Origin of the sequence: Lacibacter sp. MH-610 (assembly GCF_045780045.1) — a bacterium.
Classification (GTDB): domain Bacteria; phylum Bacteroidota; class Bacteroidia; order Chitinophagales; family Chitinophagaceae; genus Lacibacter.
Map to the genome: position 1 here is coordinate 1536468 of NZ_CP116002.1, position 25527 is coordinate 1561994.

The window sequence follows — 25527 nt, forward strand, 5'->3', positions numbered from 1 at the left end:
AACGGGATGCCATGAAAGTTAAAATGGTAAGTCCTCTGCAACTTCTGAAACTGCTGCCGGTGCGGTGTTCATTGGCACTACCGGTGCAGGTGCTGTATTGCCCCCTGTGGAACGGCCATGCAGTTTGATGGTATTTACATGGAATGTAAGACTGGCTTTTACTTCACCCTCTTTGTTTGTCCAGGCGTTTGCACCAATGCGGCCTGCACATTCCACCAATGTGCCCTTGGTTAAATACTGTGCCACACCCGGATTAATCCAGTAAGAACAGTTTACATAGGTTACAATTTTCTGCACCTCGGTACTGCCTTTTGCTTTGTAAGTGTCATTAATAGCAATAGAAAAGTTCACCACTTTTTTCCCTGCTTTTGTTTCGCTAACGGTTGCGTCTGCTGTCATTCTTCCGATGATTTCCATAACATGAAATTTTAAATGTTTAAAAAATGATTGTTTAATTGTGTTCTGATGATGAAAAAAAAATGTTTTGTAAAAGAAAAAATGGAAAAAAAGAAAGCATTACAGTAAGGCGGCTGCAGGAAAGCAAAAAGGAAACGGAATAAATAACATCTTAAGTAGTGTGGTATATTCTTGTTTATGCCGTAGTCTTTTTGCACTTTGATAAATCATTATCGCAGCCGCATAGCTTCGCTTTCGCTTTTGCCCATTTTCTTACAAAACGGCTTATTAATATTTATAGACTCTTATTGGGGAAATGAGAGGGGTATTCTTTAAAGTATCAGGAATACTTGAATGTCTGGAATTGTGTTTGGCCGGAGCGATTTCTGGAATCTGGCGGAGAAGCCAATCTCAATTCCCAATAATCTTTACCCGGCGCAATGGTTTCGCCGTTTCGTTATGACGAAGGAGTAACGATTTATATAAACGGTGAAAGGATTGCGCCGGGTCTATTGATGATAGAAGAACAGAACGTTGAACGGAGCGTCGCAACGGAAGATGCACAAAGATTTAAAAGCTGGTAACAACAAAATACTACTTTCCTGAAAGAATAGAATAGTTTTCCCTTCTTCGTTCTTCGTCATGGTCACGAACGGAGCTAATAGATTGCATTTGGGAAATATATTCAGCAGGTAATTTATTTAGGATGGCACCGGACACTATATACTCTTTGTACCAATCATAGGGAAACAAATTATTGTCTATTGCTTTACTATCGGCAATGTAAACCTGTGCCCTGTAAGTATTACCGGCATCATCAAAAAAAGTCAACTTGTCTTCATTATAACCCATGCCTAAACCTTCTGCTTTATCGAGGAAAGATTTTTCATTAATATTAATAGAGAACAACACTCCCCAAACCAATTCAGCAAGATTATCAGTCTTTATAATATTCGCTTTTGCAGAACCATCCTTGCTTACTTTGTTACAAACTAATCTGTACCCCGGAAGAAATGCGTTGGTAATCTTCACTGCTGAAGGAACCCGTTTTGCAAGCCTGTTCAGATTCATATTAGAGCCGTAAGCAAAAATCAACATATAGTATTCAAATTTAGAATTCAAATTTACATTGCTTCTTTGGTTGTCTGGAATTGTGTTTGGCAGGACAGGTTATGTATATCTTCCGATAGCCAAACTCAATTCCTGAGTTCATTGTCCGGCACAGTGGTTCTGCCATCGGTAATAATAAAGGAGAATGTTTGAAAAGGCAGAAGGACTGTGCCGGGTCTCCCTGATAATTAAGAAAATCAGTCTAAATTAGCAATTCACTAACTAACTGTTTATGGCAATCTGGAAATCATATAAAATATCAGACGTAATCAACGAAATCGAAGAGGAAAAATTTGTACTTCCTGTTATTCAACGACGGTTGGTATGGGATGAAGAAAAAATGGAACTGCTATTTGATACATTATTGAAAGGTGACTCTTTTGGCGGCATTATGGTGATTGAAGAAGAGAAGGGAAGTAAACCTCTTTTTAATTACAGGACATTTACAAAAGATGGTGGTATCATAAATTCAAGACAAGTAGATACGCTAACCCAATTACAGAATTTTGTTATTGACGGGCAACAGCGATTGCAATCTTTCTATATTGGATTGAAAGGAAGTTTTAACGGTAAGGTGTTGTACTTTGATTTGTACAGCGATTATAATACGGAATTTGAATTTAAGTTTGAGAAAGAAGAAAGTAAGCTCCCCAAGCAATCAAAGGGAAATGAGGACAGAATTATACCAGAGCATAATTGGTATCTCGCCAGCTCGTTATTGAAAAGACTAAAAGACACCAACGATGAAGACCAGGTAGCAGAGGAGATAATAAAGGCGCAAAATATACAGGATGCTATTCAAAGAAAACATGTTGAGAAAAATATAAAGGCTTTTTACAAGAATACATTGACAGCAGATTGTCTCGGTATTTCAAAAGTATCAGTAAATAAATCATTTGATGAAATAACCAATAAACAAAGAATCGTTGAGTTATTCCGAAGGTTGAACGATGGCGGCACAAAGCTATCTTCTTTTGATTTGGTAGCTTCTGTGCTCAAAGGGTTTGAATGGGAAATGGAGAGCTTTTTGGAAGAAACATTAAAAAGCTATGAAGAGATTGGGTTAACACAGGACAATCTTATTAAGTTGATATTTTTGTTGCAGGACAATCATAAAAAAGAGATGGCTGCAATTGAAGCGGCGGATGCTCAGTTTGCCATAAAGAACAGGGAAAGAATAAAGATTACCCTGAAATGCCTCAAGGATTTTCTCATCAATTCAAAATTATATTATTACTATAAAGATGGCAACCGCTCCTTTATTCCATTGTTTTTTATCGCCTATCATCTTTTTCATAAACAAATAACCGATGGGGAATTGGAAAAATTCTTTGCCAATTTTGATGCTAAGAATACGGAACACCCAAGAATGGAGAAATGGATTTACCATTCTCTGATTAATGGAGTATTCAAAAGCAAAGGAGCAGGATGGATACCCTACAAAACAGGCATCCGTAAGTTATTGGATAAGATGCAACATTTCAAGAACAAAGATTTTCCAACCGATGAATTGTTCCAGGTTTACAATGACCATCCGATAACATTTACACGAACCTATACTATTGGCAATCTCGATGAATTGGAAAGTTCATTTGTTTATTACCTGATGTATGACAGAGGGCAGACCATTAGGATAAATGATATTGACCACATCATGCCTAAATCAATATTAGAATCTCTAAAGATTGAATCAGCAAAAATTAACAGTATCAGGAATTTTCAATTGATAGATTTCAGCACCAACAGGGGATTAAAAAATGCAAGCCTTTTCAAGGATTGGATTAATAGCCATGTATCGGACAAAGCAGCTTTTGTAAAGCGGCATTTAATTCCGGTTGACGAAACATTGTGGACAGAGGATAAATTTGAAGACTTTGCTACTGCAAGAGCAAACCTGATATTGAATTGTATTCTGACGCATTTAAAATAGCTTTTAGAATTGCTGCTAAATGCTTAGAATCACACTTTATATAGCGAAGCGATGAAAGACAAATTATTTAAGAATCTCCTGCACAGCGCCGAGGGTTATGCAGTTCTCAATTCCGGGGGACAACTCACTAAAGGGTATAAACCGGACACTGTCTTGCAAAAGGACAATGATTACATCATTATGGAATGTGATACAGGAACAAGCAGGAAAGGATATTTAGGTGCAATGCTGAAAGCAGCAAAGTTCCTTACCAATGAAAAGAAAGGAATATTAATACTGGTAATAAAGGAAAAGCCAAACACAACCGTAAAGCAAATTGCAGAACATCTTCGGGAATATTTGACATGGTTAAAGCCGCTTACCAACCTGAGAGTAGTTTACTTAATAGAAACAACTAAGTATTGCCCGGATAAAATCCCTTTAAAACTTTTGAGTTCAGAATTTGAAAAATGCGCCATTACCATTAAGGCCGAGATTTAAAAATAGGTACTCACCCCAAACTGAAATCCAGCAAGCTTTGCTGGTGGGTTGCCTAAAATATCTTTTTGCCAGTTGTAACGGTAGTTCAACCGAATCACTGTTTGTGCAGTGGGCCGCCAGCTAATGGCAGGAACAATGGAAAATACTTCGTCACTGATATTATCACCAGTGGATTTGAATGTTCCTTTATTCCAATCCACATATTCAAGACGCAAGGCTGCATTAATAACTGATTTTTCAAAGCCGAATACAGGTTTCTTAATAACAGGTTGCACAAAGTCAATAAAACCTCCTTGTTGTTTTCTGCCAAATTGTTCAGTGTAAGTTTCTGGAACATTCACATTTACCCATGCCCATTCAGCATTGATGTATGTCTTGATTTTTGGAAGCGTTGTGTTAAAATCTATTGCATATACATTTACTCTTCTCTTTTTATCCAATTGCAATCCATCATCCTGATACTTATTGTAAACACCACCCATGTATGAAAGCCCTAATTCACCAATTTTCCGGTTTCTTACAGCAATTTTACCGGTGAACAATGGGCTGCCGTTAAAGCTTTCTTCAAAACGGTCTTTATTTTCTTTGCTCGCCGGCAGGAAAGTTTTGTTTTCTGCATTATCAATTATTTTATCATCAAAACCATTGGTAAGGTAGGCTTCATAAGCATATACCCAATCTTTGCTGTATTTTTTCCCAAACAAACCAAAGCCTACATTGCTCCAGGTTGCCGGAAGCATTTGAGTGGCCGAGACAGGACGGTCAACAAATTCCCATTTAGGGCCATCATGATTTTGATTGAATGCGCCGATTGGGTTCATAACAATACCACCTCTCATGTTTAACAAATGGGCAAATTCAAAATCAACGGACGCAAATTCAATATTGATTTCTTTAGTACCATCTTCAAATTCAATCTCACTCAAAAATTTAATTCTTTTCGAAATGGAAGAAGATACAAACAATGTTAATCGCCTCATTTGAAACTGATGCCCTTCTGATATACCATCTTCCTGTAAATACTGGTAATTGGCTTCTGCATAACCACCTAAGGCAACAGGAAGTTTGCCTAACCGAAGAAAGGGACGGTTATATACAGCATCCATGTTTAATAACAGTCCGGAAGTATCCTTTGCAGTTCTGCGAAGCAATGCAGGGTCAATCTGTGCAATAATAGCAGAGGAAAAGAAAATAAATGTCAATAAGAATATAGATAGTCTCATGTTTTTCTCAAATCAATGAATAGTTGGTTATTGTTAATCGTAACCGGGAAAGTCCTTAAATCTTTGTCAGCAGGCCCGTTGGTCACTTTGCCCCGGTTATCATACTCGCTTCCATGTGCAGGGCACTGGAGATAATCGCCAGCCACATTTAGTTCGGCACCCTGGTGGGCACACTGCATCCATACGGCTGAATAATCTGTATCACTAAACCTGTACACACAAATGGGGAATAGCAACTCTTCGTTTCTAACTACAATATATAGGCGGTGCTTATTTTTTTCTTTTAATGCAAATTCTTTTACATCTATTACTATTCCGTCTTTTATTAATTTACCACTGGCAAATTTTGTAGCAGCACAGGAACTTAAAAATGCAGCGACAGACGATGCAGCCAGACAAGCTGTGCAAGATTTAAGTATGAAGTCTTTTCTATTCATTTTTGATATATACTACAGCGATTTTAAAAATTTTACCAAATTATTTTTCTCCTGTGCCGAAAGCTGCTGAAATTTCTCTTTGCTTTGTTGGGCTTCGCCGCCGTGCATGAGTATCGCTTCTTCAATACTTTTTGCCCTCCCGTCATGCAAGAGAAAGTATTGACCTCCTTGTGAGTTAGGAGATAGACCCAATCCCCAAAGTGGCGGAGTTCGCCACTCAAAAGTTGTGGCGCTGCCTTCTGTATAACCATCATTCAAACCTGGCCCCATATCATGCAGTAATAAGTCTGTATAAGGATGAAAGGTTTTATTTGACAATGCAGCAATAGTTGAAAAACCCGTTTTCAATGTCTGTTTATGGCAATTTTCACAACCGGCTTGTATAAACAGGCTTTTGCCTTGAACTACCTCAGCATCATTTTGATTTCTTTGAATGGGTGCTTTTAATGTTTGTAAGTAGAAGACAACATTATGTACCGTTACATCAGAAACTTCGGGGTCAATATTCAATCCGGTATAAACATCTTTTGGCTGAAATGTTGAAGTGATACCTATGTCCTGGTTGTAGGCATTTACTGTTTGGTGTAATAGATTATAAGCTGCAGCCTTTTTACCAAAGCGATGAATGTACTTGCCGTTTCTTGGAATGGCATTTGAAAAGGGTGTGATGAACGATGGCAAAAATTCATAGTTAGGTACACCGCTTATACCATCGCCATTTGCGTCGTTAGGGTCAGCCATTAACAATATATCAGCATCGGAGACCAATTCAAGAAATCCCAAACCTGTGTTGGCAGGCGGTGTGAACTTTGAAAACGTAGCACCTGCAGGTATTCGTTCAGGTGTATAGCCGGGTAATGCCCTGTTTTGTAATTGCGGGCCACCCAAATTCAGGAACTGGTTTCCACTGCTATCAATTTGCCCAAACCTTGTAAGTGTGGTAAAAGGATGGCCCTTGCCATCACCAGCATGGCAACTGCCACAACTGGTGGCTACGAAGATGGAGCCTAAGCCCGTCTGAGAGGTAAATATTTCGTCATTAAAGGCCACATCACCTGCAAGGAACCGTCTGTTCTCCTCGTAGCTGAGCCCCCCAACAGGACCATCTAACAGCTCATTGTCGGGTGGGGCTTTAGGCAACAGTTTTTGGCAGGCAACTATGCCGATAATCACAAAAATTAATGCTGATATAACTTTAAGTTTATTCATAACTCTCCACTGGCAAAAATAAATAATTAGGCTAATTTAATACAATGATTAGACTAATCTAATTATATTTTTCTACTTGTTTCATTATCTTCATGTAAATATTTTACAACAGTGCATTCATTTACAGAAGAAAACTACCTGAAAGCCATTTATAAATTACAGGAAACCAACGGTGAAGTGGTAGCTACTTCAGCACTTGCCCAGGTAATGGGGGTGCATGCCCCATCTGTAACTGACATGCTTAAAAGGATGGCCGGAAAGAAACTGGTTACCTACCAAAAATCAAAAGGCTTTAAGCTAACAGAAAAGGGTAAACAAGTAGCTGTGGGCATCATTCGTAACCATCGCCTTTGGGAAGTTTTCCTTGTTGACAAATTGGGGTATAAATGGGATGAAGTACATGACCTTGCTGAACAATTGGAGCATATACACAGCGAAGACCTCACTAACAAATTAGATAAGTTCTTAGGCTTCCCAAAGGCTGACCCTCATGGCGACCCCATACCAGATGCCAATGGGGTGCTTCCTAAATCAAAGGCTGTTCTACTTTCTTCACTTAAAGTTGGTGAACAAGGAACATTCACAGGCGTTACAGACCATACACCGGCATTTTTGAATTATCTGGACAAGGCGGGCATATCGTTAGGTAACACCCTAAAAGTAAAAGCCATTGAAGAGTTTGACCAGACTTATACTATACAGCTAAATGATAAAAAAGGTGCCGTGATAAGTCATAAAGTAGCTAATAGCCTGTTAGTGAATAAATAGAAACCAACTACATTAAACGGATGAGTAAATTCCCATTATGGTCTGCCACAGCAAACCTCCTATCACCCAAAGATGTGTTTCAAAAACTGTAGCAGAGCCATGAATTACTTTTGTCCTTCAGAGAATTATCATTACAAGCAACAAGATTTATTTATCTGTATAGGTGGGCAGGCAACAGTCCCGTAACTGCAAAATACACAGCAATCGCCCTGCTTCGGATTTAGTACAGTTTGGCAGTTTGTACACTTATAAAAATACTGACAAGCATCAGTAAGCATTGTTTCCTCTTTCTGAAAACCGCAATTTGGGCAAGTGATAGTGGATTGCAGTGTTAATGTCTTTTCCATGCTTTCTTAGTTTTTATCGAAGCAAGATTTACCACTACCGGGCAAAATCATACTCTTTTACTTTGTAACCTGTTTTATTGATAGCTGCTTCTATTGTTTTTACATCAACTTTCGATTTGTCGAAAGTGACCAAACTGCTTCTTGTCGCATAAGATGTTTTATAAGCTAATACGCCGTTCACTTTAGATAGTTCATTGTTTACATGCTCCTCACATGCCTCGCAAGTCATGCCTTGTATGATGAACTTTACCTGTTGTTTGTTATCAACAACCATAACTGCTTCTGCCTGAACTTTTGGTTTTGGATAAAACACTTTTGCATAGAGTGGGAAAGCCATCATCAGAACAGCAAAAACAGTTACTATGCCCAAAAAATTTTTGGACTGAAGGAATGAAGCTTTCTTAGTTGTTTCGCAATTGCAATCTATATCGTTTGCTTTAGCTGGCTTTAGTTTAAGATACCATGCAAGGGCTAACACGGCAACTGACAATCCTATCAAATAAGGTCTTGCCGGTTCTATCCATGAAAAGTTAGCGGCAATGCTGCTGCTACCGGCAAGCAATGCAATAACAGGGGTTATACAACAAAGCGAAGCTGCAATAGCAGTAAGAACACCTGCGCCGGTAAATGTGCCTGAAGATTTTATACTTATCATACTGTTTCCAGTTTTTGAGTTTGTACATTAATATGTTTGAAGAAAGGCTTCAATATCTTCAAATTTTCCTGTGTAAGGGAATAATAAATTGTTTGCCTGTCTTTCCTGGTTTCAACAATATGTCCATCTTTTAATTTCCGTAAATGCTGCGATACGGCGGGAATACTCATGCCTAAAATATCAGAAAGGTCGCAGGGACACAATTCTTTTTCTTCTTCCAGTAAATAGATAATCTTCAACCTTACTTCGTTACCTGCCAAGGCCAATATAGTAGACAGGCTTGCAAAGGGTTTATGTGCAGTTTTCAGCTTGCTTTTGCAATTCTTTATTTGCTCTTGGTCTGCAAACAACCGGATACAAGTATTATTATCCATGCGTCAAAGATAGGAAAATAATTATTTAAGCAAATACTTAAATAATATAACCCTTATACTATTCTCTTTTAAAACTTCATTCTTTGTATTCTTACCGCATTTAATATTGCCAGCATAGCTACTCCCACATCCGCAAATACAGCTTCCCACATTGTTGCAAGCCCACCGGCACCAAGAATCAATACAATCACTTTAACAGCAAAGGCCAATGCTATATTCTGCCAGACAATTTTAGTTGTTGTTTTACCAATTTGTATAGCAGTAGCTATTTTTGAAGGATGGTCAGTTTGAATGATAACATCGGCTGTTTCAATTGCTGCATCGCTGCCCAGGCCGCCCATTGCAATCCCTACATCACTTAAGGCAAGTACAGGTGCGTCATTAATACCATCGCCTACAAAAGCCACTACATTTATCTTATCCTTTTTAAGGGCTTCTACTTTTTGTACCTTATGTTCTGGTAGGAGGTCGCCATAGGCTTTGTCAATGCCCAAATACTTTGCAACTTTATCTACAACGGCTTGTTTATCTCCGCTAAGCATGGTTGTTTTTACATTCAGTTTGTGCAACGCATCTACTGCTTGTTTACTATCCTCTTTTATTTCGTCTGCAATAGTCAGGTAGCCTGCCAGCTTTCTGTCAATTGCCACAATTACAATTGTATCCACTATTGTTCTTAATCCATCATTTACCGGCACTTTCATCATATCCATCAACTTCACATTACCTGCCAGCATTTCCTTTCCATTCACTTCTCCTTTTAACCCGTGGCCACTTATTTCTTCCAATGCATCTACCTGAATACGACCAATACTATTTCCTGCATATTCAACAACAGCTTTTGCAACAGGATGGGTTGATTTCGCTTCCAGTGCAGCAGCAAGCGGTAACCATTCATCCTGGGGAATGTCATAACTCTTCACTTCCTGCACTTTGAAAACAGCTTTGGTAAGCGTTCCTGTTTTATCCATTACCACCTGGTTTATTTTGGTCATTAAATCCAGGTAGTTGGAGCCTTTGAATAAAATACCAGCCCGGGATGCGGCGCCAATACCTCCAAAATAACCTAATGGAATAGAAATCACCAATGCACAGGGGCAACTGATAACAAGAAAAATTAAAGCCCGGTAGAGCCATGTATTGAAAACATAATTATCAACAATAAAATAGGGTATTACTGTTATGCCAATAGCAAGAAACACAACAATAGGAGTGTATATTCTTGCAAACTTGCGGATGAATTGCTCTGTTTTTGCTTTTCTTGTTGTTGCATCTTGTACAAGTGTTAATATTCTTGCAAGCGAAGAATCATTAAAAAGCTTTGTCACTTTTAACTCCACTACTTTTTCCTGGTTAATCATTCCGGCCAGTACTGTTTCGCCTTTGGTAAAAGTGGACGGTTTACTTTCACCGGTTAATGCAGAAGTATTAAAGGAACTTCCTTCGCTCAACATTTCTCCATCCAGTGGAACTCGTTCACCAACTTTTATCTGAATGGTTTCGCCAACTTTTACACTTTCTGGCGGGAGATTAACGTAAGTGCCATTTCTTAACACATCGGCGCTGTCCGGTCTTACATCCAGCAATGCTTTAATGCTTCTCTTAGCTCGGTTTACAGCAGCATCCTGGAATAATTCTCCCACTGCGTAGAAAAGCATTACCGCAACACCTTCGGGATATTCGCCAATGTAAAAAGCCCCGATGGTGGCGACACTCATCAAAAAGAATTCTGTAAATACATCACCCTTTACAGCAGTTTTTATTCCTTTAATTACTACTGGCAATCCTACCGGAATGTATGCTACCACATACCAAATAAAACGAACCCAGCCTGTAAACCACGCAGGTGTTGGCTTAATCCAGTTGTCCAATGTAATACCGCCTATCAGAAAAATAAAACTTGCGATAGCAGGTAGCCAAGGCTTAATGCCACTGCCTTCTTCGTCACCGTGGTTGTGGCCATCATCTTTACCGTGAAGCGATACCACTTTTGCTTCATTCAATTTTCCATCCAGGTCGCAGCAGGCTTCCTGCTCTGCAATTTTTGTTTCATCATGTTTATATGCCATAAAAACTTATTTAATGTAAAAAAAATGTAACGATGCCTACTATAATTAATACCATACCGGTAATTCGTTTTTCGTTGTGCTCTATAAATTGTGAGTTCATCATCTGCACTCCTTTAAAAGCAAGCATTACAAGAGTGATAATTCCGGTGATGCTGATTGCTGCATACACTAAAGCAAGTAGTAAAATATCATCCCAACCATAGGCTCCCGCTGCAAGGAAAAGACTTTCCACTTCCAGACAGGGAGATAGAAACATCGTTGCTGCGAATATCAGCACCCATTTTGTTTTTGATTTTTTATATTGCTGCACATTCTTGTTGGCAGCATGATGATGGTGCGGCAGGTTTACGGTGTAATATATTAACCCGAATATTATTAACAATACCGGTGCTATTACATGCACATACCCTTCATATTGATGTGCCAGTTTTGAACCAATCATTCCCAATGCAAAACCAAGAATAACAGTGCCCAGCACATGTGCAGATGCTGTAATAGAAGCTACCAGCATCAATTCATACTTTTCCCATTTCTCCGACTTGGCAATAGCCACCAATGGCAACCAGTGGTTTGGAATAAGTGCATGAGTAATGCCTAATAATATGGTGCCTGTTATTATACTATACATGTCACAATAATGTTATTATACAATTTAATTTTAAACAATTAATCAGCGTTGTCTTTTTCGTTATGCTTATTTATCATTTTCTTCTTCCATTCTATATACCAATGCTGGTGATGTAATGAAAGCAGAAAATACAAAGCAATTGCCCCAACAATGGCGATAATAAACATGTTGAGGCCAACTGCCACACCAACTGCCGCTGTACACCAAACAGTGGCAGCAGTAGTTAATCCATGTGATGTACCGGCACTGCTGTTCCGATAGATAATACCAGCTCCAAGAAAACCCACACCCGTAACAATATTGGCTATCACTCGGGAGGCAGCAGCAACATCGCTTACAAGATGAGCCGCAACAGCAGTAAATAACGTAGCTCCGATACAAACGGCGGCATAGGTTCTTATGCCGGCATCACGGCCATGCTTTTCCCTGTCAAGTCCGATAAACGCACCAAGCAGGAATGACACGATAAGTTTAGCGACAATAATTAATTCAACATTTATATCCATCATTAGAACTTTATACTGTAGTTCAAACTCATATTAATGTTTCTAAGCTCTCTTCCTGCGCCATTATCCATTGCAGAGCCTGTTCTTTTTCTATCATGCCGAAATATCTTATCATGGCTTTTGTAAATGGCTGCATGATGGAATACATCAGTTTCTGCCACTTTTGTTCTCCTACGATGGCAATTCTATCTATATCGTCAGCATGTGTGAAATCTGCTTTACTATATTTCACTTCAAGAAGGCCATCCTCCCAAAATCCACCAGAATTTTCGGAAGTATTGCTCTCCATTTCAAAATACCAACGAACTTTTTTTCCTGTCCGGATAATATTGTGAATCAGCGGATGAATTTTTTCGTAATCATTTATGCCTAATATATCATTGGCTCTTGTAGCAATGATATTCTTTTGAGTGATATCAAGTATTTGTAACATGCCTTATACCTTTTTAATTTTACAAAGAGTTATAAGTCCTTTGCGTTAAATGTATCCCCTTGCTTGATATCGCCTGTTTGATAGCCCTTTTTAAACCAGTACATCCTTTGCACCGAAGTACCGTGTGTAAAAGCATCAGGCATTACCTGCCCCGTTGACTGCTTCTGCAACCTGTCATCTCCAATAGCACTGGCTGCATTCAATGCTTCATCAATATCATCTGCATCCAGAATATTTTTCATCTTCTGTGTGTGATGCGCCCATACACCGGCATAAAAATCTGCCTGCAATTCCATCATTACAGAATATTTGTTGAATTCAGTTTCGCTTAGCTGCTGGCGCAGCCGGTTCACTTTATCTGCCGTACCCATCAGGTTTTGAATATGGTGCCCCACTTCATGTGCTACTACATAGGCCATCGGGAAATCGCCGGGTGCATTCAATTTGTATTGCAGGTCCTGGTAAAAAGAAAGATCTATGTACAGTTTATTATCACCGGGGCAGTAGAACGGCCCTGATGCAGAACTTGCATTACCACAGGCAGATTCTACCACACCACGAAACAATACCAGTGTTGGTTCTGAATACTGTTGCCCTTTTTCGGTAAAAATTTTATTCCATACATCTTCTGTTTCTGCCAATACTACTTTTACAAAGGCAGCCCTTTCGTCATCGGCCTTTTGCTCTTCAGGAGTTAATTGCGACGACTGGTTTGTTTGTTCAGAAAGTTGCTGTTGAATTTGTGACGGGTCAATATTATTACCGCTTAGTAAAGTATAAAGCAGGTAAATAACAATGCCGGCCACACCACCGCCTGCGGCAATTTTTCCACCAGATAGCCCCCGGCGGTCATCTACATTGGAGCTTTCTCTTCTTCCAATCCATTTCATGATTTCCTGATTTAAAATTTTAGAGATGATAAATATTAGTGATGGCCTCCATGATGACCTCCACCATGATGCCCGCCATAACTGTGATGCCCTAAATCAATATGATGTCCCAAGTCAATATGCGGCGTAATGATAGGATACAAAAATGGCCTGTTATATCCCCTTCGATACCGCCTGTAATAATTTTGATTTGCCGCATTTTGGTTGGCAGATGACTGTGTGGTAAAAACATCTTTAGCGCCATTGGCATAAACTATCTGCACCGCATCCGATTTGTTGGCCACATAAACAGGCCCATCAGCATTATCAGCTTTGTAATACCGGATTTCTGTTGTGCCTACTTCGGCTACTTTTCCATTAATAGTTTCGCCGCTGCGCAGGGTAATAACATCCTGTGCAAACAGCATAGATGCTGAAAACAGCATCACAAGAAATGCAAATAACTGTTTCATGATTTTAAGTTTTAGAGATTAAATAATTATTTTTTCTTTGAATCCAGTTCATTGCCGCCCATTTTCATGCCCATAGTATCTGTTTCCTTTCTTTCTTTATGAGCGGAATCGTGTTTTTCTGATTGTATTTCCTGTCTTTTTTCTTCGCCACTATTGGTACAACTACTACCGATAGTTATAACTATGATAGCGATTAGGAATATTATCTTTCGCATGTTAAAAAGTTTTGTTTGTTTTATTTGGGTGGGTACGGAAACCCTGCCGCTCAAGGTTTTCCATTTTTAAAACGGGACAAACAAGGCAGGGTTCCGACCCATATTATGTCTATTCTTCCTCTTCCACATTATTCATCTTCGATAATAAATCATAAGCTCCGTTTACTACTACTTTGCTATTCCTGTCAAATCCTTCAGGCAAAATCACTTCGGTATAACCATTTTCTGAAACGCCTGTTGTTACTTCAATTCTTTTAAACGGAATATGTTTTTCAGTAGCTTCTTCCTTTTTCCCATCAGCAGGTTTCTTTTCTTCTTTTGTTTCTTCTGCCGCAATAAAAATGTAAGATTTACCTGCGGACTGTACAATCGCTTTATCAGGCAGAGCGGTGGTGGTAGCAACACCTGTTTCTACTATTCCTTTCAGGTACATACCCGGTAATAAATTTTTATCCTCCTGCAACAGGTGCCCATGCACCCGAACCGTTCTTTCAGCACTGATTTCACGTCCAATTAAATGCACTTCTGCAAAACGTTCCTTTGTTTCATTATTCAACACAAAACGGATTTTCTGGCCTATTTTCAATTTCGGAACATCTTTTTCAAAAATGGTAAGTTCTGCATGAAGGTGGCGGGTATCTACAATTTCAAATAGCTCCTGGTTTGCGTTTACAAACTTGCCTATGTTCACCAATACCTTAGTAACATAGCCTGATATAGGAGCATAAATATTTGCTCTGCCGGAGATGTTTCCCGAATTGATTTTATCAGGATTAATATTGATGAGTTGCAGCTTTGATTTTAATCCCTGCACCCTTGCCATCATACTATTGTACTCGCTGCTGGCTTTTTGCAATGTTTTTTTTGCATTTACATTTTCTTTTGCCAGTTCCTGTTGTCTTTCTAATTCTTCTTTCAGATATACCAACTGGCTCTTATAATCCAGATAATCCTGCTGAAGCTGGATAAATTCAGGGTTTTCGAGTATTGCTATTACTTCGCCTTTTATTACAGGTTTACCTTGCAGCAAATCGGTACTTTTTAATGTGCCTCCATAGGGAGAAGAAACTGTTAATAGCTGTTGCGGAGGGACATCCAGTACTCCCGATGCCCTTATAACACTGCTGAGATTTTTATCTTCTACAGCGCCATATTGTATGTTGACGGTTTTAAACTGGTCTTCCGACAAATCCACCATGTCTGCTTCTTCAACTTTGGTTTCTTCTGCCGGCGTAGCTTCTGCATTCCCTTTGGAAGAGCAGGATGAAAGCCACACAATGGCAGCAGTGAGTATAACCAATGAACTTAAAAATTTCTGTTTCATATTTATAATATTTAACCCGTTTTAATTAATTGATGCCACCAATAAATTCGATAGCAATGACGGTTTGATTGTATTGATTTAAAAGTTTTGTGTATTCCTGTTTTACAACAACAGCATTGTTGAGTGATTGCGTCAATTCATAATATCCGATTTCACCGGCCGTAAAAGCTTTTTGCGCCTGGGTGATGATAAGATTGGCTTGCGGTAAAGCTGTATTGCGGTAGTAGTTGATTTGAACTCTTTGTTTTTGCAATTCGCCAAACAGCCTTGTCAATTCAGCCTGAAGATTGTATTGATAATTGGTCAGTTCTGCTTCACGGCGCACCCGGTTTACTTCGGCAGCCTTTACTTTTTCTTTTTGTGCCCTGGCAAATATGGGAATGCTGACACCCAAATTAACACCCTGGAAACGGCGGCCAACACCATAATATTTATCAGCACCGTTTACGGTTTGATAACCTACTAAAGACTGGTTGAAATAGCCTACTGAGAAATCTGGTTTCAGCCTTGATTGCTCAACAGCTTTCTCCCTGCTTGCAATATCAATCTGCTGTTTAATAAAGGCCAGTGTAGGGTTGGCCGCAATGGCAGCAGTATCAAAATTTACCTGTATCTGCTTTTCAACAAGTGATGTGTCGGCAATAGTTGTAACAGACGAATCGGCCGTAAATACCTTCAGGCGGTTTAGTTCAATACGGTAATCTTCTTCCGCATTTCTCAATTGCGCCTTTATCTCATTTACCTTGCTTTCAGCATTATAATTTTCCAGGGCATTGGTTTCACCTGTCTTATACCGTAGCGCTGATGCTTTCAATACATTTTCGTAGATAGCCAGCAACTCTTTCAGCAATCTTATTTCCTCTATCCAAAAACTTAACTGGTAGTACGATGTTTTTGTATTCGCCGCCAGTTCAGTCTGATAAATTTTCAGTTGCAGTTCACTGCTTTTGATATTTGACTCAGATAACCGTATGAGACTTTTAAAGTAGGCAGGATTCGGTATGCCCTGATTAATGTTGAAATTATTATCATAAGCAATACGACTGTTATACTGACCAAATGTGAGACCCACATTTGTTTTGCCGTAATCCTTTACTGTTTTTTTCAACTGCTGCTGGTAACTTATATCCAGCGTTCCCACTTTTACCAAAGGGTTATTCTTCATAGCAGATGACACGGCATCATTAAGATTTATGATTGTTTTTGGTTGCTGGGCATTTGCAGCGAATGATGATGCTAAAAACAGGATAAGCAATGAGGCTAAACCCTTTGCAACAGAAGACTTTTTAACTTTCGGATTTATCTTTTCAAACCAGGTGTACAACACCGGTAAAACTACCAACGTAAGAAATGTGGCCGTAATCAATCCGCCTATTACAACAGTTGCTAACGGTCTTTGAACTTCCGCCCCGGAACCTGTAGATAATGCCATTGGCAAAAAGCCTAATGAAGCAACCGCTGCGGTCATTAACACCGGTCGCAACCTTACAGAGGTTCCTTTTAGAATAATTGCATTAATGTCAGTCATGCCTTCTTTTTTCAACCGGTTAAATTCGCTGATTAACACAATACCATTTAATACAGCCACACCAAATAAAGCAATAAAGCCAACACCTGCTGAAATACTGAATGGCATACCCCGGAACCATAAGGCAAATACACCACCAATAGCACTCATGGGTATTGCTGTAAAAATGAGTAATGAATATTTGATAGAACCAAACGTAAAGAAAAGAAGCAGCAGGATTAATGCTAAAGCCACAGGAACAGCAACGGATAATCTTTTGTTAGCCTCTTCAAGATTTTTAAATTGCCCACCATAAGTAATAAAGTAACCGGGGGGCATTTTTACCTGCTTCTCAATTTTTTCCTGCATTTCTTTTACAACCGATGAGATGTCCCTGCCTCTTGTATTAAAGCCTACTATGATTCTTCTCTTGGCATCTTCCCGTTGTATCTGGTTAGGGCCTAACTGCAAATTGACATCGGCTACCTGTTCCAATGGAATCTGGTTACCATCAGGGGCCGCAACAAATAATCCTTTTACATCATCAATACTCTGGCGGCCTGTCTTTTCTAACCGCACCACCATATCAAAACGTTTCTCGCCTTCATATACAATACCCGCAGCTTCCCCGGCAAATGCAGCGCTGATGGTGCGGTTTATATCTTCTACATTTAAACCAAATTGCGCAATCTTATCCCGGTTTAGTTTAACCACAATCTGTGGCAAACCGGTCACCTGTTCTACATATAAATCTTCTGCACCTTTTACAGTAGGCACAATCACACCAATTTTTTTGGCCAGGTCTGCCAGCACATCCAGGTCTTCCCCAAATATTTTAATACCTACATCCTGGCGAACACCTGAAATCAATTCATTAAAACGAAGTTGTATAGGCTGCGACAACCCATAGGAAACACCGGGAATTTTTTCCAGTTCTTTTTGCATCAGTTCTGCTAATTCTTCCCGGTTATGTGCACTGGTCCATTCCTTTTTATCTTTTAAAAGGATGGTAATATCACATGCTTCTATGGGCATAGGGTCGGTAGGTATCTCAGAGGCGCCAATCTTTCCAATCACTTCTTTTACTTCGGGAAATTTTTTCATCAGTAAGTCCGAAGCCTGTGTTATTTTTTCAATTGTCTGGCTTAACGAGCTACCTGTTAGCAACCTTGTTTCTACGGCGAAATCGCCTTCTTCCAATGTTGGAATAAATTCGCCACCTAATGTTCTAAAAATTATAAGGCTGATTATAAATACACCAACAGCGATACTCACCACCAGCAATTTCATTTTCAGTGCACCACGTATTAATGGGGTATAAAGCCGTTGGAAAAACTTCATCATTTTATCAGAAAGGTTTTCCTTGTGGCTTATTTTTTTACTTAGAACAAGTGCACTCATCATGGGCACATAAGTAAGTGAAAGCAGGAATGCACCCAGTATAGCAAATGATACTGTTTGTGCCATTGGGCCAAACATTTTTCCTTCAATGCCTACCAAGGCAAGAATAGGCAGATACACAATTAAGATAATGATTTGTCCAAATGCAGCAGAGTTCATCATTTTACCTGCTGACTTATATACTTCATCATCCAATTGGTCTTGTGTCATTCTTCCGGGCTTTCGATGGCCTAACTGATGCATGGTTGCTTCCACAATAATTACAGCGCCATCCACAATCAATCCAAAATCAATAGCGCCTAAACTCATCAGGTTTCCGGATACGCCAAAAAGATTCATCAGCGAAATAGCAAAAAGCATGGCAAGCGGAATCACTGAAGCCACTATCAACCCGGAACGGATATTACCAAGGAAAACCACCAATACAAAAATCACAATCAAGGCACCTTCAATAAGGTTAGTTTTTACAGTTCCGATTGCCCTGCTAACTAAAGCACTTCTGTCAAGGAAGGGCTCAATGACCACACCTTCCGGCAAGCTTTTCTGAATCTGGGTTATTTTTTCTTTTACACTATTAATTACAATGCTGGAATTTGCTCCTTTGAGCATTAAAACAATGCCACCAACTACTTCGCCTTCCGCATTACGGGTTAATGCCCCGTATTGCGTGGCATGGCCCAACTGTACCGTTGCAATATCTCTGACCAATACAGGGGAACCGCCGGAAGTTCTTGTAACTACAATTTTTTCAATGTCAGTGATTGTTTTAATAAATCCTTCGCTGCGGATAAAGTAGGCATTGGGCTTTTTGTCAATATAGGCTCCACCTGTATTCTGATTATTCTTTTCAAGGGCATTGAATACATCTGCTATGGATAGATTATAGCTGCGAAGCTTATCTGTATTCAATGCAATTTCATATTGCTTTAAAAGACCGCCGAAGCTGCTTACATCAGCAATGCCGGGTGTGCCCAACAACTGTCGCCGGACAATCCAGTCCTGAATTGTCCGAAGAGACATGGCATCGTATTTATTTTCATACCCTTTTTTGGCATGTAAGACATACTGATAAATTTCACCTAAGCCTGTAGAGATAGGAGCCATTTCAGGGTTACCAATATTGTTTGGTATTTGGTTACGGGCTTCTATCAGCCGTTCACCTACTTGCTGACGGGCCCAATATATGTTGGCATCATCATGAAATACGACAGTAACTACAGATAATCCAAATCTTGATATAGAACGGATTTCCTGCACTTCCGGAATGGTGGCCATTGTTTGTTCCACCGGAAAAGAAATTAGCTGTTCTACTTCCTGTGCCGCTAATGATGGGCTCAGCGTAATTACCTGTACCTGGTTATTTGTAATATCGGGTACAGCATCAATTGGCAATTTTTTGGCTGAATAAACACCCCATATTATTAATGCAAGTGTAAACAGGCCGATGACCAATTTATTTTTTATGGAGAATTGAATGATTTTATTGAGCATGTCTTAAGTCTGTTTGGTTATATATGATACCTGAAAAAATGAATTGTTCTTTCCACTATTGCGGCAATAAGTATAGCACAGGCAATTCCAATAAGAATGATTCTGATTATTCTTATCACTAAAGGCTTTTTTCTTTTCTTGCTTTTTGTAACTTTTTTGGCTGTGGCCATTGCCAGCAATGGGAAATGAATGATACAATAGCTGAATAAGCCAATAAATGACTTACAGCAAATTCAATAAAGGAGTTGTGAGATTAAGACAATTTGGGAGGCTGCCAGATGCTATTTTGAGCTTCGGTACTAAACGCTACATTGTAAAGGGGATATTTCTCCGATTGAAATTCTACTTTATTTATCTGAGCCTTAGCGAAAGGAGAGTAAAAGGCTGAGGCAGCACAACAGGAACATGAGCAGAACGGAGAACAGGCTTCTGTATTATGTTTATGCTGCTGGTGGTTGTCATTAGCTGCTGAAATTCTTGCTTCTGCTCTGATGTTACATTCCTCTCTGTCGCCGCAGGGCAGGCAGGAAATGTAAAGCATTACCAGAGATACTATTGAGAAGAATAATTTCATTGGTTGCAAAAATAGGATGTTTTGTTGCAAATAATACACTTAGGCATGTATAATTTAGCAATACAGTTGCAAATCAGCCAGTTAAACCATCCTTAAACACCCAGTTGCCGACTATTTCTCAAAAAACTGAAAATCCCTTCGGTTCGGATAAGGTCAACCTTTATTTTTTTCAATATGTATATTCTGTAGAAGCATGACAAGAGCAAAGATTGCAAGTATAAGAAGAGCAAGAATAATCCAAAGCGCATATTTCAGAACCTTTGGAATTGACCTTTTATTCTTAGCACTTTGTTTCTTAATATCCTTCTTCATTTTTTAAATTGCAATAAAAGTTTACAACAAAAGCCCGGATATTGATACTAATTCAGAGTTGGGAAATGTGTAGTTTTTTTCTTCTTGCGTTTGGTACTCACAAAGAATAATGCAAATCCACTTAACACTGTCACCAATCCAAAAATTGAAAAGAATCGAAGCAGATTATTCCCAAAATTGTCCCTGCCTTCATAATCCATCGTGTGCATCATCCACAAGAAATCAAATATTCGCCATTTATTATTCCTGAATTTTTGAACGGTTCCTAATTCGCTGGCAACATAAACGGTGGCTTTTGACGGATGCTCAAATGTAATAGCGTAAGCAGGCAAAGGATTTTCACGGTACTCATGGTGATTATTTGTAGCTGTTAGGTATTCAACAGATTTAACTTCCGGCTCGCCATTAAATCGCCTTTTTGCAACTTCAGTGGCTTCCTCTTTTGTCAATGGCCCCCGAAGGTCACCTGTTTCTGCATCGGCAAGATGGTTCATTGCCTGCATATCATGTTCATGATTTGTTTCGTTGTGGATAGCACTGATACAACGAACCTGATAAAATGGCTTACCCAAAATTTCAATTAACTGAATGGAAACAATTGAATCAATCCGATGAACTCTCCTGATAGTATCCAGTACCATTGTTGGGCTTACTAATGAAATATCGGATGATAAGAGCGGTGCATTTTTCTTTTGAAAATCTCCATGCACTTCATCCATATTGCTCCAACTGAAATACAATCCACCAATTGTCCATAATAAAAACTGGATGCCTAAAATAACACCGAGCCAGCGGTGAGTTTTTCGGATGTAGTAGTGTTTGCTTTTTGCCATAAACAGTAATATTATTTACAATTATGAGTAATAAAAATACAATCAATATAGTCTGTAGCCATGTGCATTAATAATCCGACAGATACGATACGGAATTTTGAAAACAAAAATAACAACGCATATATAACTATTGCGAAATAACTGTGCAGGGGATGAAAACCAATACTGCAACGGCAGGGATGATAAAAAGGGATTGCTAATAAATGGTCAGAATCTATCAACATTGTTAACAATAATATCAGGTAAGCTTGTTTCCATCTTTCTCTGAAAAAGACAAAAGCTATTCCTAAGGGAAAAACAAAGTGAAGAAAATAATGAATAACCTTCTGAATAATTTCCATCCTTTTTTATTCGCTAACGCTATTTTACTTTCAGCATACTTGCATTAATCGCTACCACAACTGTACTTACACTCATTAAAACGGCACCGGCAGCAGGGCTTAACAATATTCCCATTTTGTATAACACACCAGCCGCCAATGGTAAAGCCACTACATTATAACCTGTAGCCCAAATCAAATTCTGAATCATCTTTCTGTAAGTGGCTTTACCAAACTGAATCAATGAAACAACATCCTTGGGATTGCTGTTAACCAGTACAATTCCTGCTGTTTCGGCGGCAATATCAGAACCTGAACCAACAGCTATACCTACATTGGCTTGCGCCAATGCAGGTGCATCATTTACTCCATCGCCTGTCATAGCAACAAATTCTCCTTTATCCTGCAACTCTTTTATTTTCTCTAATTTCTGATGTGGCAATACTTCAGCAAAAAAACTGTCCATACCTAAGCGTTCACTTACACCTTTAGCTACTGTTGCATTATCACCAGTCAATAAAATTGATTTAATATTATTCTGATGCAGCGTTTTAATTGCCTCAAAAGATTCAGGCCTTATTTCATCAGCCAGTGCAATAGAACCGGCAATATCATCATCTATTAAAACAAAGACAAGGGTTTCTTCAGCTTTTACCATGTCATCCTTTGTAAGAAAGGCATACTTTTCTTTTAAATACCCAGGGCTAACTACCATCACATCTTTTTTATCAATGATGCCAGCTATACCCTTTCCGGTTATAGCTTCAAACCCAACAACTTCAGGCAGTTTTAAATTTAATTCCTTTGCTTTAGCTGTGATGCCTGTTGCAATTGGATGTTCTGAATTTTGCTCTAAGGCAGCAGCGTATTGTAGTACTTGTTCCTGGGTATATTTATCATTATGTGTTACATACCGTACTACCTGAAATTTGCCAACTGTCAGTGTTCCTGTCTTATCAAATACTAATGTAGTTATCTTTCTTGCATTTTCAAAGGCAGTCCTGTTCTTTATCAGTAAACCATGTTTTGCTGATAAAGCTGTTGATTTTGCCACAACCAATGGAACTGCCAATCCTAAAGCATGAGGACAGCAAATAACAATTACCGTTACCATTCTCTCAATGGAAAACGCCAAATCTTTTCCGGATAAATACCATACAAGGAATGTAGTGATACCTGCTACAATTGCAATCAGCGTCAACCATCTTGCTGCCCTGTCTGCAATCAACTGTGTTTTTGATTTTGATTTTTGTGCATCCTGTACCAGTTTTATAACCTGTGATAAATAAGAATCCTTTGTACCATGCAGTACAGAAATTCTGATTGCACCATTACCATTGATTGAACCGGCAATTACTTTATCTCCTTTTGTTTTCTCAACAGGTTTTGATTCGCCGGTAAGCATTGATTCATTTAAATAACTTCCGCCATCTACTATTATTCCGTCGGCAGCAACTTTTTCACCCGGTCTTATTAGAATAATGTCTTTCTCTTTTAATGTTTCTGTTTTTACATCTGTTATTTTTTCTCCGTTTACTAAATGTGCATCATCGGGCATTAGCTGCACCAGCAATTCTAATTCTCTTGACGCACCGGCCACCGATTTCATTTCTATCCAGTGACCCAGGAGCATTATTAAAATCAAAGTGGCCAGTTCCCAAAAAAAATCCATTCCCTTTAGTCCCAATACTGTTGCCACACTGTATATGTAAGCAACAGAAATCGCAAATGCCACCAGTGTCATCATTCCCGGGTTTTTTGCTTTCATTTCACCAACCAAACCCTTCAGAAATGGCCAGCCGCCATAAAAGAAAACAATTGATGACAGAATAAGCAACACATATCCGGAGCCGGGAAAGCTGAAATGAATATTGAGCCAGTGCTGAATCATTTCTGACAACAGCATGATGGGTATAGTCAGTATTAAAACAACATAAAAACGTTTTTTAAAATCTGCTATACCAGATGAATGATTTTCATGTCCGTTATGTGCACCCGGTTTAGTGAGTGGTACGAATGTCATCCCACACAAAGGACATTTTCCAGGCCCATCCTGTATGATTTGCAGGTGCATTGGGCATGTGAATTTCTGAAACCCCTGTGTACTTCGCATCTCTATAACGGGTGCAACATGCTGAGCATGGGAAGAAAAATCTCCTTTCTTATACTCTGTGTGTTGATGGTGCGAATCAGAATGTGCTTCTTCTTTTGCACCAATCAGGATAAGCCTCATTCCACATTTGGGGCAGACGCCTGGCCAATCCTCTACAACTTCAAGGTGCATGGGGCAGGTGTAATGCTGTTGGTTGTGGTTCATGCTTTATTTTTTTAGTGTGAATGGAAACTCTACCTTTATTTTTTCCCATGCCACAGCTATCTTACCGGTACTATTATTTACTGGCTCAATAAAATACTGCAGTCTTTCTGTATGATTGTTTTTCTTTGGTTTTACTCTGATTCTTAACACATCGTCTTTTTCATCATACTCTGTGGCAAGATGCTGTTTCCAGTTTTTATTAATAATCAATGTCCATTCTTTTTTACCAGGGATGGTGAAGAAAGCATATTTACCAGCTGGTATTTCTTTGCCATTAACAACAAAAGCTTTTGGCATTTCTAATGTAGTAGCATCATGTGCGCCGGTTACCCATACTTCATCATAAGGAACAAGCCCACCCCATATAATTCTTTTACGAACGCCGGGAGAATGATAGTTGATTTTTAGACTATCTCTGTTTATTATGACATAAGCCATTGACTTGATGCTTTTCTTGCTGGTATCTTTTACGAGGTTAGGGTTATAGCAAACTTCTTCTTTCTTTTGTTCCTGTGCTGTCGCTGTAAATGCTGTTGCTACTATTAAAAGCAGTAAATAAAATTTCTTTTTCATGAGATTGTTTATTTGTATTTATATTTTTTCCGCACTGATTATTTGTACTTCTCCAAACATGGTTTTAAAACGGGTTTTAATGGCCACATTTTCAAACCCGGCATCTGAAATTAATTCAGGCAATAGTCCTTTAGCATTTGCATCTGTTGATTTAAATCCATCCAGTCCTCTTATTATATTGAAAAGTGTTCTTTGAATCCATGACTTAGAACGGCCAAAATCTGCAATAAACAACTGCCCATCTTTATTTAAAACCCGGAATATTTCTGCCAGCATATTTTGCTTTGTATCTGTATCAAGATGATGAAACACCAAGCAGGATAAAGTTCTGTCAAATGCATTACGCTGAAAGGGAAACTCCTTCCCATCATAATCCAGTAAAAAAATATCTAACTTCTTTTCTTTTAATTTTTGAGTTGCCCTGTCTAATATTTCTCTATCCACATCAATTCCTGTCACCTTCGCCTCAGGATACATCTCTTTCACCATAATAGTTAGTGTAGCTGTACCACACCCAAAATCCAATACTTTTATGCCTGCCGGAATACTTGCTGCTTCAATTAATGCCAGTTTAATTTTTTTCTCAGGCATAGTAATGCTGAGAAAAAAATCATACAATGGTGTAAGCCATTTGAATCTGAGTGCCGGTATGTATTTTGTTTGCTCCACTACAATGATTTTAAGATGATACTCAAATTAAATCCCGTTTTAAACGGATTTATCAATTGGTGGGTGCGGAAACCCTGCTCCAGA

26 protein-coding genes and 1 pseudogene are annotated in these 25527 nt (G+C 39.0%); 3 read left to right on the plus strand and 24 right to left on the minus strand.

Annotated features, from left to right (window positions below):
• Window positions 1–18: 18 nt before the first annotated feature.
• The gene (locus PDL71_RS07080; RefSeq protein ID WP_407527309.1) at window positions 19–417 is read right to left on the minus strand and encodes a single-stranded DNA-binding protein; all 399 of its coding nucleotides are present in this window, start codon (window positions 415–417) and stop codon (window positions 19–21) included.
• Window positions 418–990: 573 nt separating this feature from the next.
• Complete coding sequence (locus tag PDL71_RS07085) at window positions 991–1494, minus strand: gamma-glutamylcyclotransferase family protein (RefSeq protein ID WP_407527312.1); 504 nt, start codon at window positions 1492–1494, stop codon at window positions 991–993.
• 244 nt (window positions 1495–1738) lie between these two features.
• On the opposite strand from PDL71_RS07085, the gene PDL71_RS07090 reads away from it, so the two are divergent.
• Window positions 1739–3436 carry a DUF262 domain-containing protein gene (locus PDL71_RS07090; RefSeq protein WP_407527315.1) on the plus strand — a complete coding sequence of 566 codons (1698 nt, stop codon included), beginning with the start codon at window positions 1739–1741 and terminating at the stop codon, window positions 3434–3436.
• A 51-nt stretch (window positions 3437–3487) separates the two neighbouring features.
• Entirely contained in the window at window positions 3488–3916 is a 429-nt protein-coding gene (locus PDL71_RS07095; protein WP_407527318.1) for a hypothetical protein, read from the plus strand.
• Here PDL71_RS07095 and PDL71_RS07100 read toward each other — a convergent pair.
• Genes PDL71_RS07100 through PDL71_RS07110 form a run of 3 tightly spaced genes read right to left on the minus strand, consistent with a single transcriptional unit; the run spans window position 3913 to window position 6785 of the window.
• On the minus strand, window positions 3913–5139 hold the full coding sequence (locus tag PDL71_RS07100) for a hypothetical protein (protein ID WP_407527320.1): 1227 nt from the start codon (window positions 5137–5139) through the stop codon (window positions 3913–3915). The two genes, PDL71_RS07095 and PDL71_RS07100, sit on opposite strands and share 4 nt — an antisense overlap.
• Window positions 5136–5576: a Rieske (2Fe-2S) protein gene (locus PDL71_RS07105; RefSeq protein WP_407527323.1), complete on the minus strand. Its 441-nt coding sequence runs from the start codon at window positions 5574–5576 to the stop codon at window positions 5136–5138. Before PDL71_RS07105 ends, PDL71_RS07100 begins: the two co-directional genes overlap by 4 nt.
• Before the next feature lie 12 nt (window positions 5577–5588).
• Window positions 5589–6785 (minus strand): di-heme oxidoredictase family protein, encoded by a 1197-nt coding sequence (locus PDL71_RS07110; RefSeq protein WP_407527326.1) that lies wholly within the window; start codon window positions 6783–6785, stop codon window positions 5589–5591.
• Between the two features lie 111 nt (window positions 6786–6896).
• Here PDL71_RS07110 and PDL71_RS07115 point away from each other — a divergent pair, with 111 nt between their 5' ends.
• Entirely contained in the window at window positions 6897–7553 is a 657-nt protein-coding gene (locus tag PDL71_RS07115) for a metal-dependent transcriptional regulator (protein WP_407527329.1), read from the plus strand.
• A 131-nt stretch (window positions 7554–7684) separates the two neighbouring features.
• On the opposite strand, the gene PDL71_RS07120 is transcribed toward PDL71_RS07115, so the two are convergent.
• The 19 genes and pseudogenes from PDL71_RS07120 to PDL71_RS07210 form a co-directional block, all read right to left on the minus strand.
• Window positions 7685–7900, minus strand: coding sequence for a GDCCVxC domain-containing (seleno)protein (locus tag PDL71_RS07120; RefSeq protein WP_407527332.1), 216 nt, complete (start codon window positions 7898–7900; stop codon window positions 7685–7687).
• 34 nt (window positions 7901–7934) lie between these two features.
• Window positions 7935–8555: a mercuric transport protein MerTP gene (gene merTP / locus PDL71_RS07125; protein WP_407527333.1), complete on the minus strand. Its 621-nt coding sequence runs from the start codon at window positions 8553–8555 to the stop codon at window positions 7935–7937.
• On the minus strand, window positions 8552–8929 hold the full coding sequence (locus PDL71_RS07130) for an ArsR/SmtB family transcription factor (RefSeq protein WP_407527336.1): 378 nt from the start codon (window positions 8927–8929) through the stop codon (window positions 8552–8554). Before PDL71_RS07130 ends, merTP begins: the two co-directional genes overlap by 4 nt.
• Before the next feature lie 68 nt (window positions 8930–8997).
• The gene (locus PDL71_RS07135) at window positions 8998–10998 is read right to left on the minus strand and encodes a heavy metal translocating P-type ATPase (protein ID WP_407527338.1); all 2001 of its coding nucleotides are present in this window, start codon (window positions 10996–10998) and stop codon (window positions 8998–9000) included.
• 10 nt (window positions 10999–11008) lie between these two features.
• Entirely contained in the window at window positions 11009–11626 is a 618-nt protein-coding gene (locus tag PDL71_RS07140; protein ID WP_407527341.1) for a hypothetical protein, read from the minus strand.
• Window positions 11627–11664: 38 nt separating this feature from the next.
• The gene (locus PDL71_RS07145; RefSeq protein WP_407527343.1) at window positions 11665–12090 is read right to left on the minus strand and encodes an MgtC/SapB family protein; all 426 of its coding nucleotides are present in this window, start codon (window positions 12088–12090) and stop codon (window positions 11665–11667) included.
• A 70-nt stretch (window positions 12091–12160) separates the two neighbouring features.
• Window positions 12161–12565, minus strand: a complete 405-nt coding sequence (locus PDL71_RS07150) for an STAS/SEC14 domain-containing protein (RefSeq protein WP_407527345.1) — start codon at window positions 12563–12565, stop codon at window positions 12161–12163.
• A 29-nt stretch (window positions 12566–12594) separates the two neighbouring features.
• Window positions 12595–13455 carry a neutral zinc metallopeptidase gene (locus tag PDL71_RS07155; RefSeq protein WP_407527347.1) on the minus strand — a complete coding sequence of 287 codons (861 nt, stop codon included), beginning with the start codon at window positions 13453–13455 and terminating at the stop codon, window positions 12595–12597.
• Between the two features lie 35 nt (window positions 13456–13490).
• On the minus strand, window positions 13491–13907 hold the full coding sequence (locus PDL71_RS07160) for a hypothetical protein (protein ID WP_407527349.1): 417 nt from the start codon (window positions 13905–13907) through the stop codon (window positions 13491–13493).
• A gap of 26 nt (window positions 13908–13933) precedes the next feature.
• Entirely contained in the window at window positions 13934–14122 is a 189-nt protein-coding gene (locus tag PDL71_RS07165) for a hypothetical protein (protein WP_407527351.1), read from the minus strand.
• Between the two features lie 109 nt (window positions 14123–14231).
• The gene (locus PDL71_RS07170; RefSeq protein WP_407527353.1) at window positions 14232–15446 is read right to left on the minus strand and encodes an efflux RND transporter periplasmic adaptor subunit; all 1215 of its coding nucleotides are present in this window, start codon (window positions 15444–15446) and stop codon (window positions 14232–14234) included.
• Window positions 15447–15471: 25 nt separating this feature from the next.
• The gene (locus tag PDL71_RS07175) at window positions 15472–19845 is read right to left on the minus strand and encodes a CusA/CzcA family heavy metal efflux RND transporter (protein WP_407527356.1); all 4374 of its coding nucleotides are present in this window, start codon (window positions 19843–19845) and stop codon (window positions 15472–15474) included.
• Between the two features lie 253 nt (window positions 19846–20098).
• Entirely contained in the window at window positions 20099–20419 is a 321-nt protein-coding gene (locus tag PDL71_RS07180) for a DUF6660 family protein (protein ID WP_407527359.1), read from the minus strand.
• A 359-nt stretch (window positions 20420–20778) separates the two neighbouring features.
• On the minus strand, window positions 20779–21564 hold the full coding sequence (locus PDL71_RS07185) for a hypothetical protein (protein WP_407527362.1): 786 nt from the start codon (window positions 21562–21564) through the stop codon (window positions 20779–20781).
• 11 nt (window positions 21565–21575) lie between these two features.
• Window positions 21576–21905 carry a DUF6122 family protein gene (locus PDL71_RS07190; protein ID WP_407527363.1) on the minus strand — a complete coding sequence of 110 codons (330 nt, stop codon included), beginning with the start codon at window positions 21903–21905 and terminating at the stop codon, window positions 21576–21578.
• A 19-nt stretch (window positions 21906–21924) separates the two neighbouring features.
• Window positions 21925–23907 (minus strand): copper-translocating P-type ATPase, encoded by a 1983-nt coding sequence (locus PDL71_RS07195; RefSeq protein WP_407528393.1) that lies wholly within the window; start codon window positions 23905–23907, stop codon window positions 21925–21927.
• Window positions 23908–23928: 21 nt separating this feature from the next.
• A pseudogene (locus tag PDL71_RS07200) lies at window positions 23929–24201 on the minus strand (heavy metal-binding domain-containing protein); the annotation flags it as partial.
• Window positions 24202–24204: 3 nt separating this feature from the next.
• A complete protein-coding gene (locus PDL71_RS07205) occupies window positions 24205–24774 on the minus strand; it encodes a DUF2911 domain-containing protein (protein ID WP_407527366.1) in 570 nt (189 codons plus the stop codon).
• Between the two features lie 18 nt (window positions 24775–24792).
• Window positions 24793–25443, minus strand: a complete 651-nt coding sequence (locus PDL71_RS07210) for a methyltransferase domain-containing protein (RefSeq protein WP_407527369.1) — start codon at window positions 25441–25443, stop codon at window positions 24793–24795.
• Window positions 25444–25527 lie beyond the last annotated feature (84 nt).